This is a genomic window from Salinicola rhizosphaerae, from assembly GCF_014652715.1.
Taxonomy (GTDB): Bacteria; Pseudomonadota; Gammaproteobacteria; order Pseudomonadales; family Halomonadaceae; genus Salinicola; species Salinicola rhizosphaerae.
Genome location: NZ_BMZI01000001.1, coordinates 139995 through 151845 on the forward strand (window position 1 = coordinate 139995; position 11851 = coordinate 151845).

The following is an 11851-nucleotide window of genomic DNA, read 5'->3' on the forward strand; positions in this document are numbered from 1 at the left end:
GAGATTGAGCCTTCCGTGTGAAATAAACCGTATTGAGCGTTACGCAACGTTACCTTACGCTGAGTGTTCATGTCGGCATCGCCGCCGATGAGACGTCATCAGTCAGCCCAGCCGGGCGAGGAACAACCGTGACCACGCTATTGACGCGACTTTGTGCGGTCGCCAAGGATGAGGGCCCCTATCTCGCAGAGTGGGTCTTTCACCATCTGCACTTGGGGTTCGATCAGATTCACGTCATTCTCAATCGCACCTCGGACCACTCGGCCGCGCTGCTCGAGCGAATCGGGCGACACTATCCTCAGGTCACCTTCGAATTCATCGACTGGATCGATGTCTGCGATCCCGGCGTCAGCAAGAAACTGCAGACGATCGCTTACGCCAAGGCACTGGACGAGGCGAGACGCGCGGGCGTCGACTGGCTGATGTTTCTCGATGTCGACGAATTCTGGACACCTCGGGATCTGGCAACGCCGATCGGTGAGTTCATCGCGCGGATGAACCTGGAGACGCCGAGCCCGATCTCCTTTCTATGGCACTGCGAGCTAGGTCAGCGGGAAGCCTTTACGCCGTTGAGCAACGGCTCTGGCTACGAGCTGTCGTCTCACCTGAAGACGCTGACGCCGATTCAGACGCTGAATATTCGCAAGGTCAGAATTCACTGCCCGCTATTCGATGACGCTGTGGTGGTGCTGGATGCCGAGGGCCAACCCATGGCCTTCCGCGAAGACGAGCCCGAGCTGGCGGCCAGCGCGGTGATCGCGCCCAAAAGTGCGTATGTGATCCATCGCATGTTCCGCTCCGAAGATGAGTATCTTGCGCTGCTGCTGCGGGGGCGCCCCTCCGGCAAGTCGGAACTGAAGACCAATCGGCGGGCCTATCGCTCGCACGAAAACGTTGACGTGAAACGGCGCAATACGTGGCCGCGCGAGGCGTTCAGGGATTATCGCGGCAAACGGTCGGCGTTCATGAAGCAGATAGGGGCGCGGGCTTTGATCGAGCGCGATCGCCGCGCGGTCCTGAATCGCTCGGAGAGAGCGGTCGTGCGTTTGAAGTCGATGCTCGCCACGCACGAACGTGACCAGGCGGTCACGGCACTGAAGGGAACCCGCCATTGGGCAAGCGCCAGCCAGGCCGTTGCGGCACCAGCGTCCGAGACACCCATACCGGCTGCGCCTGCCGGGGAAAGCGTCTCGAAATCATCGCCCGCCCAGTCCGAGGGCAGCGCGGAGGTCGCCACCAGGACAGCGGGTAATGCACTCCACGTCGTGACCTCGGCTGGCAGCGCGGTATCCGATAGTCGCCAACCTGCGTATCGGTCGGCTGTCGTCGCAGAGCCATCAAGGAGAGTCGGCTTGGTGCCTTCAAGTTCCAGGAGTGTCGGAGCGTCGAGATCTCGATCGTTTCTGGGGCGTCGGTTCGCATGGTTGAGAGCGGCGGCCCAGAGCGCTATTCGCAAGATGGGGTGAGTGCGGTCGGTCCGGCGACAGCCTGATGCCACGACAGACGGCGCCGCGACAGGATGCGTCACAGGCCTTACCATCGGCATGATCGTCTGGCTGCCAAGAGCGCATCGTGGATCGACAGGGTTTCATTCTTACGCGCCACTGGCAGGATACGCCCGCCGGCACGGCGGTCTGGTTCTGGTTGGCGACCGATGCGGGTCCGCGTCGTGTAGCGCTCGGCGTGCAGACGTCGGTGGCGTTCGTCGGCCGTGCGCAGCGTGCGCGTGTGGAGTCGCTGCTGACACAAGAGCGGGGCGTCGAGCTGCGCGAGCTCGAGCTGTGCGATTTCGACCGGCAGCAAGTGTTGGGCCTTTACTGCGCCAGCCATCGTCAATTGATGAATCTGGAACGTCGCCTGCGGGAGGCAGGCATCGACCTGCTCGAAGCGGACGTGCGACCGCCGGATCGCTATCTCATGGAGCGCTTCATCACTGCAGGGGTGACGTTCGAGGGAACGATCGCGGCCGACGGCGCAGTTACCGAAGCTCAACTTCGGCCGGCATCCGATTATCGGCCGACATTGCGTCTCTGCTCGCTGGATATCGAGACCAGCGAGCGTGGCGAGCTCTACTCGATTGGTCTGCACGGCTGCGGCCAGCGCGTGGTCTACATGCTCGGGCCGCCGGCGGGTGAGGGGAGCGAAGCGGACCGCGCTCGCGATTTCGAGCTGGTCTACTGCGATTCCCGCGCCGATCTGCTGCGTGCGCTGAATGCCTGGTTTCGCCGCTTCGACCCCGATGCCATCATCGGCTGGAGCGTGATCCAGTTCGATCTGCGCAAACTGGAACAGCACGCGCAGCGACTGGGCGTGCCGCTCACCCTCGGTCGCGGCGAGACACTGATGGAATGGCGCGCCCACGGCCATCAGCCCAACCACCAGTTCGTCACTATCCCCGGACGACTCGCGATCGACGGTATCGAAGCGCTCAAGTCGGCGACCTGGAGTTTTCCCTCCTTCAGCCTGGAGAACGTCGCCCAGACGCTGCTTGGCGAGGGCAAGGCGATCGACAACCCCTACCAGCGCATGGCCGATATCAATCGCATGTTCGCCGAGGACAAACCGGCGCTGGCCCGCTATAACCTCAAGGACTGTGAGCTGGTCACGCGGATCTTCGAGCACACGCGAATCATCGATTTTCTGCTCGAGCGCGCGAGTGTCACCGGCTTGCCTGCGGATCGCAGTGGCGGTTCGGTGGCCGCGTTCTCGCATCTTTACCTGCCACGAATGCATCGGCTCGGCTATGTGGCGCCGACGCTGGGCAGTCGCGATGGAGAGGACAGCCCGGGTGGCTACGTCATGGATTCTCGGCCCGGCCTTTATGACTCGGTGCTGGTGCTCGATTTCAAGAGTCTCTACCCCTCGATCATCCGGTCGTATCTGATCGACCCGATAGGGCTCGTCGAGGGCTTGGCGGACCCGAGCGATACAGCCTCGGTTCCCGGGTTCCTCGGTGCGCGATTCTCACGAGCCCGCCACGCGCTGCCGGCTATCGTCGAGCAGGTCTGGGAGGGCCGCGAGGCGGCCAAGCGAGAGGGAAACGCGCCGCTGGCGCAGGCGTTGAAGATCATCATGAATGCCTTTTACGGCGTGCTCGGTTCCCGCGGCTGCCGTTTCTTCGACCCGCGGCTGGCGTCCTCGATTACCATGCGCGGCCACGAGATCATGCGCCGCACGCGGGAGCTTATCGAAGACGAATACCGTGATGTAAGTTATACCGTTATCTATGGTGACACTGACTCCACTTTCGTGTGGTTGGGCGGCGCGCACGATGACGAGCAGGCCTGCGCGATCGGTCGGCAGCTGGTGGCGCGGGTCAATGCGTTCTGGCGCGAGCATCTGGCCAAAGCACATGGGCTCGAGAGTGCGCTGGAGCTGCAGTTCGAAACCCACTTCTCCCGCTTCTTGATGCCGACGATTCGTGGCGCCGAGGAGGGCAGCAAGAAGCGCTATGCCGGACTGGTTCGTGAAGACGACGGTAACGAGCGTCTGGTCTTCAAGGGTCTGGAGTCCGTGCGGGCAGACTGGTCGCCCTTGGCCAAGACGTTCCAGCGCGAACTCTATCGGCGAGTTTTCGCCGGCGAGCCCTATCAGGATTACGTGCGCCGGATCGTCCAGGAGACGCTGGCCGGCGATCACGACGACGAGCTCGTCTACCGCAAGCGGCTACGGCGCAGGCTCGACGACTATCGGCGTAACGTGCCGCCGCACGTGCGCGCAGCCAGACTTGCCGATGACTACAACCGGCGAATGGGACGCCCGCTGCAGTACCAGAACGGTGGCTGGATTCGCTACGTGATCACGCTGGCTGGTCCTGAGCCGCTGGAAAACCGGCGTTCGCCGGTTGACTATCAGCACTACGTGAGTCGACAGCTCCAACCGGTTGCCGACGGTATTCTGCCGTTCGTGGGTGACGATTTCTCGCGCCTGATCGATCAGCAGCTCGGCCTGTTCTCGTAACCGGGGTTTCGAGCTCGGGACAAATTCCGTTGACCGGGTTTGCATTGGGTGCTATCTAGCGCTGCCGGTAATCGTGCCGGTACCTTTCGAGGATCTTTTCAAGATGGCATTGCGCCGTTTCCTGCTGGCGTGCGGGGTGGTCTCGCTGACCGCCGGCTGTGCGTCCAACACCTTTGCACCGAACTATCAGTCGACCAATACCGATATCTTGCGCATCGGCGGCGATCGCCCGGACGCGACGGCACCTGCCGTCGAGGACCTGGGCTCGTTCTGCGTCGAGACTACGCAGCAGTGGAACGATCAGGGCCGCACACCCGATGACCAGCGGCTGTGGGTAAAGAGCACGCTGCGCCGCGCGGTGCCGTGCCGATAATCAGGTCTTGAGTGCCTCGCCGGTGTGTTCGACAGCGCATCAAACGTACCGGTGCCTCGGTCCAGTACTCAGCGTCATCTTGCCGAGCCGAGAATCCGGCTCGGCGCTTCCCGCCGACTATCGTCTGCTTTGTCTTTGCTTGCCAGGGTCACGCGAAATAGCGTGATATCCCAGCGGCGCCGGGATCTCTCGCTGCGAGCCGTTGGCTGCTATGTTCAAGGTTTCTCCCGGTTGTCTGGAGGGACGACGCATGATCTATCAGCTCTACTATTGGCCGGGGATTCCCGGACGCGGCGAATTCGTGCGGCTGGCGCTTGAAGACGCAGGTGCCGAATACGAAGACGTCGGCAGACGGGCCGGTGCCGACGGCGGTGCCAATGCGGTCAGCGAATTTCTGCACGGTGGCGAGATCGGGCACCCGCACTTTGCACCGCCGATCTTGAAAGCGGGTGATCTCGTGGTCTCGCATGTCGCCAATATTCTGCAGTACCTGGCGCTGCGGCTCGATCTCGTGCCTGCGGATGAGGCCAGCCGGGCCTGGGCCAATGGTTTGCAGCTGACGCTGACCGATTTCGTCGCCGAGATTCACGACACCCATCATCCGATCGGGGTCTCGCTCTACTACGAAAATCAGCAGGCCGCCGCCGTGCAGCGGGCCGAAGGCTTCGTGCAGGAACGGCTGCCGAAGTTTCTCGACTATTTTGAACGGGTGCTGGCCACCAATGGCGGCAACGAGGCGTATCTCGTCGGGACCGCCCACAGCTACGTCGACCTGTCGCTATTTCAGGTCGTCACGGGATTGCGCTACGCCTTTCCGCGAGCGATGTCCCGCCTGGAGCCGGAACTGCCGATGCTGACGGCGCTGGTGGACCGGGTCAGTCAGCGGCCTCGCGTGGCGGCCTACCTGACATCCGATCGACGGCTCGACTTCAACGAAAGCGGCATCTTTCGTCACTATCCCGAGCTGGACAGGTGACGACGATCACCGCCGCGGCTATCGGCGATGCCGGGTAATCGGCACCTGACAACGGCGTTTAGCGTGCTAAAGTAGGCAGTTACGACATCGGGTCGAGCCAATGCAGGCTCGGCTCTCGGACACGCCGAGAAGGAGGCACGATATGCCATTACTCGATAGTTTCATGGTCGACCACACCAAGATGAATGCACCGGCGGTGCGCGTGGCCAAGCAGATGAAGACGCCTGGCGGCGACAACATCACGGTCTACGACCTGCGCTTCTGCGTACCCAACGAAGAGATCCTCTCCGAGCGCGGCATTCACACGTTGGAGCATCTGTTCGCCGGGTTCATGCGCCAGCATCTCAACGGTGACGGTGTCGAAATCATCGATATCTCACCGATGGGTTGCCGCACGGGTTTCTACATGAGCCTGATCGGGCAGGTCGACGAAAAGGCCGTCGGCGCGGCGTGGAATGCATCGATGGAAGATGTTCTGGCGCTGACCGATCAGAAGTCGATCCCCGAGCTCAACATCTATCAGTGCGGTACCGCCGGCATGCACTCGCTGGACGAGGCGCAGCAGATTGCGCGCAACGTCACCTCGCGCGGCATCGGCGTGAACTCCAACAGCGAACTGAAGCTGACGCCGGAGTTCCTCGCCGCGCACGGCGCCTGAATCGCGTCATCTGCCGAGCATTCGATGCGTGACGAAAACCCGCGGCCCTCAAGTCGCGGGTTTTTTGTTGCGGGGGTTTTCGATGGACGCCTCGTCGGGCATGTCGCTCGGGTCACCATCGGCTCGTCCGCGCGATGAGTTCATCGGTAAGGATGAACTAGTCACTGAGGGCGAACTTGTCACCGGGAGCGAACTTGTCACTGAAAAGGTGTCAAACGGTAACCTTTATTCACCGCCGGTCAGCGAGGGCGACATCATGATGCTCGATACCGTTCAACAGTTCTTTCAGCGGGTATTGTCCGTGCCTGAAGGCGACGGGCGCGAGGCGATAACGCCCGAGCTTGCCGTGGCGGCACTGCTCAGCGAAGTGCTGCGCGCGGACTACGATATCGACCCGGCCGAAGAGCGGGCGATGCGTCAGTTTCTGGCGCGGCGATTCGGGCTGGACGAGGCCAGCGTCGAGTCGCTGGTCGTGAAGGCCGAAGCCCAGGTAGAGCACGCGGTCGATCATTTTCGCTATGTTTCGCTGCTCAATGAACACTTCACCTATAACCAGCGCGTCGAGCTGATTGCGGAGATGTGGCGGCTGGCCTACATCGATAACGAGTTAGCGCCCTTGGAAGAGCATCGCATTCGGCGGCTGGCGGATCTGCTCTACGTGACGCACAGCGATTTCATTCGTACCAAACTGGCGGTCAAGGAGGAGTTAGGCCTCACCTGAATGCGTGTCCCGCGATCGCGGATGTTCCGCCCGAAACGTCGATGTCATACCGTGATAACGTAATCCGACTGTCCTGCTAGGGTATAGGCGCCATCGCTCGTTATACTGCGGCAACATGAACGGATCGGTATCAGGTCAAGGAGCATTCAGTGATCGAGGGCATCAAGCATATCGTGGCCGTCGCTTCCGGCAAGGGCGGCGTCGGCAAGTCTACCGTCGCGGCCAACCTGGCCTTGGCGATGGCAGCGGAAGGATATCGAGTCGGCCTGCTCGACGCGGACATCTACGGTCCGAGTCAGGCACGTATGTTGGGGCTGGCGGAAGGCACCCGGCCCGAGGTGATCGACGATAAGAGCATGAAGCCGGTCATGGCGCACGGCATCCAGGCGATGTCGATGGCGTTCATGGTGGATATCAGCCAGCCGATGGTATGGCGTGGGCCGATGGTCTCCGGTGCTTTTCAGCAGCTCCTGAACCAGACGTTGTGGGACGATCTCGATTTTCTGTTCATCGACATGCCGCCGGGCACCGGTGATATCCAGCTCACGCTGGCACAGAAGGTGCCGGTGGATGGCGCGGTGATCGTGACCACGCCGCAGGATATCGCGCTGCTCGATGCCCAGAAGGGGATCGAGATGTTCCGCAAGGTGAACGTGCCGGTGCTCGGCGTCGTCGAGAACATGAGCCTGCATGTCTGTTCGAACTGCGGGCACAGTGAACCGATCTTTGGCGAGGGCGGTGGTGAGCGCATCGCCGAGCAGTACCAGACGACGCTGCTGGGTCAGCTGCCGCTCAAGCTCTCGATTCGCGAGCAGGCGGACGGCGGCAAGCCGAGCGTCGTCGCCGAACCCCAAGGCCAGGTCGCCGAGACGTTCCGCCAGGTAGCCCGGGCGGTCGCCAGTGGCGTGGTGGGCCAGGACACCAGCGGTCCGAGCATCTCGTTCAGCGATTAATGCAGACTTGCATCGAGGCGGCAAACGGCGAGGCGTCAGATACACGGACTATCGCCACGGCAAGCGTCCTGACGGTCATCCACGCGATTTGGGTGGCGCGTTCGATGGACCGCAGTCAGGTCGCGCCGCTATGATGTCGCACCATCTCCCTTACATCATTCGATCTCGAGATATCGCCGGTCGAGCGCCCGGTTTCAAGGACCCTGCATGAGTATCAAATCCGACAAGTGGATACGCCGTATGGCGGATCAGCAAGGCATGATCGAGCCCTTTGAGGCCGATCAGGTCCGTCACGTGAACAACCAGCGTGTCATCTCCTACGGCACCTCGAGCTACGGCTACGATGTGCGCTGTGCCGATGAGTTCAAGGTATTCACCAATATTCACTCGGCGGTGGTCGATCCGAAGTCATTCGACGAGAAGAGCTTCGTCGACGTGAAGGGCGATGTCTGCGTCATTCCGCCCAATTCGTTCGCCCTGGCGCGCACGGTCGAGTACTTTCGTATTCCGCGCAGTGTGCTGACGATCTGCCTGGGCAAGTCGACCTATGCCCGTTGCGGCATCATCGTCAACGTGACGCCGCTGGAGCCGGAGTGGGAGGGGCACGTGACGCTCGAGTTCTCCAACACCACCAATCTGCCGGCGAGAATCTACGCCAATGAAGGGGTGGCGCAGATGCTGTTCCTCGAGTCCGACGAGGAGTGTGATGTCTCCTATAAGGATCGCGGTGGCAAGTATATGGGGCAGCGCGGCGTGACCCTGCCGCGAACCTGAAGCCGAACGAGCCCAAACGAACCCAGTATTGGCCTTGAATGGTATTGGTGTTGAATCTTATTGGCCATGAAACGGGGCGCCGATCGATCGGCGCCCCGTTTTGTTCGTGATTGAATCGCTCCCAATGACGACATTATGCCGAGCGGTCGTCGGTGCGATCCCTGATGGTCTCGGCGTAGCCATCGAGAAACGGTTTTTCCGCCGGGTCGAGACGATCCATGCCGGCGACGATGCGGTGCCAGTAGGGATAGAGCGGTGCCGGCCGGGTCAGCCGTTCGAGCTGCCGGGTCTCGGATTCGGTGAGCGTGAGCTCAAGAGCAGCGATGTTGTCGCGTAGATGCGCCTCGCTGCGCGAGCCGACGATCAGCGAGGTCACCCCGGGACGATCCTTGAGCCACGCTAGACAGACCCGTGCCGCCGAGCAGTCGTGTGCCTCGCCGATGGCGACCAGTGCTTCGATGATGTCGTAGGCACGCGCCATGTCGTGAACATAGGGCTCCGGCCAGCCATCGCCCTGGCGGGTATTCGGCGGGGTTTGCTGTCCGCGACGAACGGTGCCCGTCAGCAGCCCTTCACCCATCGGGCCCCAGATCAGCGAGCCGACGTTCTGGTCCAGCGCCAGAGGCATAAGCTCGTACTCCGCTTCCCGCGATTCCGGGGTGTAGTAGATCTGCTGACTCACTGGCTTGGTGAGATTGTGAAGTTCGGCCTTGCCGAGGGTCTTCATCATCTCCCAACCGCTGTAGTTGGAGGTGCCCCAGTAGCGCACCTTGCCGCTGGCGACGAGATGATGCATCGCTTCCAGCGTCTCCTCGATCGGCGTGACACCGTCCCAATTGTGCAGCTGATAGAGATCGATATGGTCGGTACCCAGTCGCTTCAGGCTCGCCTCGACCGCGCGTATCAGGTGATAGCGCGACGAGCCCGAGGCGTTAGGGTCGTCGCCCATGGGGCTGCGGCCCTTCGTCGCCAGGATGATGTCGTTGCGTTTGCTGCCGAGCGCCTTGCCGGTAATCTCCTCGGCCAGCCCCATCGCATAGAGATCGGCCGTGTCGACCACGTTGATACCCGCCTCGAAGGCGATGTCGAACTGGCGTTTCGCGCCGGTCACGTCGACCTTGCCGGTCTTCTCGAAGCCATTGTCGCCGCCGAAGGTCAGCGTGCCGAGCGTGAGCGGGGATACCAGCAGGCCCGAATTGCCAAGCGGACGATAATCCATATCGTGTTCCTCCCTGAGTTGGCGCTGCGATTGAAGGTGCCCGGCGTGCCACGCTGGACGCGGACCGGGCTCGAATCAGTCTGGCAAAGATTGGCGCCACGACAAGCTTGAGGACTGGTAGTAACGGAGGGCGAGAGGATGGCGTCGAGCGCAAGAACCGCGGACGTGGGCGCCGAAGCAAGAGGCCACTCCTGCGATACGGTTCTGCAGGAGTCGCCATCGAGAATGGGTTTGGCCCACGGGAGAGCGGCCAGGCGGCGGCCCTCAGTCTTGCTCGTCGGGGTCGAGATCCTCGTCGAGCTCTTCCGCCGCATCGGCGTGAGACATGCGCAAGCCCGTCGCCGGCAGCGTCATGCTATCGAGCGTAACCTGGCCGTCCGGCGTCAATTTGACGCGGCCTTCCAGGAACCAGCGCACCGCGATGGGGTAGATCAGATGTTCGCGAGCGTGGACCTTGTCGATCAAGGCGTCGAGATCCTGCTCGGGCTCGACATTCACGACCGCCTGAATGATCACCGGGCCGCCGTCAAGCTCCTCGGTCACGAAATGTACGCTGACGCCGTGCTCGCTGACGCCATCTGCCAGGGCGCGCTGGTGCGTATTCAGCCCCTGATAGGCGGGCAGCAGCGACGGGTGAATATTGAGCATGCGTCCGCGATAATGGTCGACGAAGGCCGGCGTCAAGATGCGCATGAAGCCGGCGAGCACGACCAGATTCGGCTCGTGGCGGTCGATCACCTTGATCAGCGCGGCGTCGAAGGCGTCGCGGGAGTCGTACTCCCGGTGGGGCAGGGCGACGGCGTCGACGCCGGCGTCCTTCGCCCGTTTCAACCCGTACGCATCCGCCTTGTTGGAAATCACGGCAACGATCTCGCCGCCGAGCTCGTCGTGTTGCTGGGCATCGAGCAGCGCCTGAAGATTGCTGCCATTGCCGGAGATCAGCACGACGACACGGGGTTTTTCCGCCGCCGCCGCTTCGAAGTCGTTGAGCGTGTCGCTTTGATCGTTCATGTCACCGCTCATGCCGGCAGATTCTCGAGCTGCACCGCTTCCGCGCCGGCGTTGCGTGTAACGATCTCGCCGAGGCGATGTACCTGTTCGCCGGCGGCTTCCAGATGCCGGGTCGCCGCCTCGGCCTGTGCGGCCGGCACGACCACGACCATGCCGATGCCGCAGTTGAGTACGCGGTACATCTCGCGCTCCTCGACGTTACCCTGGGTCTGCAACCAGTCGAACACGGCCGGGCGCTGCCAGCTCGAGACATCGATTCGCGCCGCCAGCGAGTCCGGCAGCACGCGCGGGACGTTCTCGAGCAGGCCGCCGCCGGTGATATGCGACAGGGCGTGCACGTCGACGCCGCTTTCCTTGATCAGCGACAGCAGCGGCTTGACGTAGATACGCGTCGGCGCCATCAGCAGGTCGCCCAGCGGTTGACCGTCGAGCGTGTCGTCGAGCTTGCCGCCGCCGACCTCGAGAATCTTGCGGATGAGCGAGTAGCCATTGGAGTGCGGACCGGAAGAGGCCAGGCCCAGCAGTACGTCACCCTCGGCGACCTTGGTACCGTCCATGATCTCGGACTTTTCTACCACGCCGACGCAGAAACCGGCGAGATCGTAGTCGCTGCCTTCATACATGCCGGGCATCTCGGCGGTCTCGCCGCCGACCAGCGCGCAGCCCGCCTGGTGACAGCCCTCGCCGATACCGGTGACGACGTCGGCGGCGATATCGACATCGAGCTTGCCGGTCGCGTAATAGTCGAGGAACTGCAGCGGCTCCGCGCCGGCGACCACCAGGTCGTTGACGCACATGGCGACCAGGTCGATGCCGATGGTGTCGTGACGGCCGAGGTCCATCGCCAGGCGCAGCTTGGTGCCGACGCCGTCGGTCCCGGTGACCAGTACCGGCTGGCGGTAGCCTGCCGGCAGTTCGCAGAGGGCGCCGAAACCACCCAGGCCGCCCATGACCTCCGGTCTTGCCGTGCGCTTGGCCACTCCCTTGATGCGCTCGACCAGCGCATTACCCGCATCGATGTCGACGCCGGCGTCCCGATAGGTGATGGGCTTGGCGCCGTTCGAACGGGGCGCGTTCGGATTGTCGGAAGTGGAGCGCGTCATAGATGGACCTTTCTCGCGGAGCCGATGAATAGGGATGATGTTGAGCGGGGCGCATTGTAGCATTGCCTTCATCGAGGGGGCAGTCGAAGGACGACGAGCGCAC

General features: G+C 62.5%; 11 protein-coding genes. 8 read left to right on the forward strand and 3 right to left on the reverse strand.

The window, feature by feature from the left end; genetic code table 11:
• Nucleotides 1-128 precede the first annotated feature (128 nt).
• From IE125_RS00555 to dcd, 8 genes are all read left to right on the forward strand, one after another.
• Nucleotides 129-1466, forward strand: coding sequence for a glycosyltransferase family 2 protein (locus IE125_RS00555; protein WP_189442651.1), 1338 nt, complete (start codon nt 129-131; stop codon nt 1464-1466).
• Between the two features lie 106 nt (nt 1467-1572).
• Nucleotides 1573-3960 carry a DNA polymerase II gene (locus tag IE125_RS00560; RefSeq protein WP_229808853.1) on the forward strand — a complete coding sequence of 796 codons (2388 nt, stop codon included), beginning with the start codon at nt 1573-1575 and terminating at the stop codon, nt 3958-3960.
• Between the two features lie 103 nt (nt 3961-4063).
• Nucleotides 4064-4333 carry a hypothetical protein gene (locus IE125_RS00565; protein ID WP_189442652.1) on the forward strand — a complete coding sequence of 90 codons (270 nt, stop codon included), beginning with the start codon at nt 4064-4066 and terminating at the stop codon, nt 4331-4333.
• A 250-nt stretch (nt 4334-4583) separates the two neighbouring features.
• Entirely contained in the window at nt 4584-5309 is a 726-nt protein-coding gene (locus IE125_RS00570) for a glutathione S-transferase (protein ID WP_189442653.1), read from the forward strand.
• Nucleotides 5310-5451: 142 nt separating this feature from the next.
• Complete coding sequence (gene luxS, locus IE125_RS00575; RefSeq protein ID WP_189442654.1) at nt 5452-5967, forward strand: S-ribosylhomocysteine lyase; 516 nt, start codon at nt 5452-5454, stop codon at nt 5965-5967.
• A gap of 256 nt (nt 5968-6223) precedes the next feature.
• Nucleotides 6224-6688 carry a tellurite resistance TerB family protein gene (locus IE125_RS00580; RefSeq protein WP_308430104.1) on the forward strand — a complete coding sequence of 155 codons (465 nt, stop codon included), beginning with the start codon at nt 6224-6226 and terminating at the stop codon, nt 6686-6688.
• A gap of 152 nt (nt 6689-6840) precedes the next feature.
• On the forward strand, nt 6841-7641 hold the full coding sequence (apbC, locus tag IE125_RS00585) for an iron-sulfur cluster carrier protein ApbC (RefSeq protein WP_229808892.1): 801 nt from the start codon (nt 6841-6843) through the stop codon (nt 7639-7641).
• A 207-nt stretch (nt 7642-7848) separates the two neighbouring features.
• Entirely contained in the window at nt 7849-8415 is a 567-nt protein-coding gene (dcd, locus tag IE125_RS00590; RefSeq protein ID WP_189442656.1) for a dCTP deaminase, read from the forward strand.
• Between the two features lie 133 nt (nt 8416-8548).
• On the opposite strand, the gene IE125_RS00595 is transcribed toward dcd, so the two are convergent.
• From IE125_RS00595 to purM, 3 genes are all read right to left on the reverse strand, one after another.
• Nucleotides 8549-9634, reverse strand: a complete 1086-nt coding sequence (locus tag IE125_RS00595) for an aldo/keto reductase (RefSeq protein ID WP_189442657.1) — start codon at nt 9632-9634, stop codon at nt 8549-8551.
• Between the two features lie 264 nt (nt 9635-9898).
• Entirely contained in the window at nt 9899-10645 is a 747-nt protein-coding gene (gene purN, locus IE125_RS00600; protein WP_189442658.1) for a phosphoribosylglycinamide formyltransferase, read from the reverse strand.
• Nucleotides 10646-10653: 8 nt separating this feature from the next.
• On the reverse strand, nt 10654-11748 hold the full coding sequence (purM, locus tag IE125_RS00605) for a phosphoribosylformylglycinamidine cyclo-ligase (RefSeq protein ID WP_189442659.1): 1095 nt from the start codon (nt 11746-11748) through the stop codon (nt 10654-10656).
• Between the last annotated feature and the right edge of the window lie 103 nt (nt 11749-11851).

Excerpts from the sequence above, each read along its gene's own strand:
- IE125_RS00565 (WP_189442652.1), top strand. The coding sequence starts at position 4,064 with ATGGCATTGCGCCGTTTCCTGCTGGCGTGCGGGGTGGTCTCGCTGACC.
- IE125_RS00570 (WP_189442653.1), top strand. The coding sequence starts at position 4,584 with ATGATCTATCAGCTCTACTATTGGCCGGGGATTCCCGGACGCGGCGAA.
- luxS (WP_189442654.1), top strand. The coding sequence starts at position 5,452 with ATGCCATTACTCGATAGTTTCATGGTCGACCACACCAAGATGAATGCA.
- IE125_RS00580 (WP_308430104.1), top strand. The coding sequence starts at position 6,224 with ATGATGCTCGATACCGTTCAACAGTTCTTTCAGCGGGTATTGTCCGTG.
- dcd (WP_189442656.1), top strand. The coding sequence starts at position 7,849 with ATGAGTATCAAATCCGACAAGTGGATACGCCGTATGGCGGATCAGCAA.
- IE125_RS00595 (WP_189442657.1), bottom strand. The coding sequence starts at position 9,634 with ATGGATTATCGTCCGCTTGGCAATTCGGGCCTGCTGGTATCCCCGCTC.
- purN (WP_189442658.1), bottom strand. The coding sequence starts at position 10,645 with ATGAACGATCAAAGCGACACGCTCAACGACTTCGAAGCGGCGGCGGCG.
- purM (WP_189442659.1), bottom strand. The coding sequence starts at position 11,748 with ATGACGCGCTCCACTTCCGACAATCCGAACGCGCCCCGTTCGAACGGC.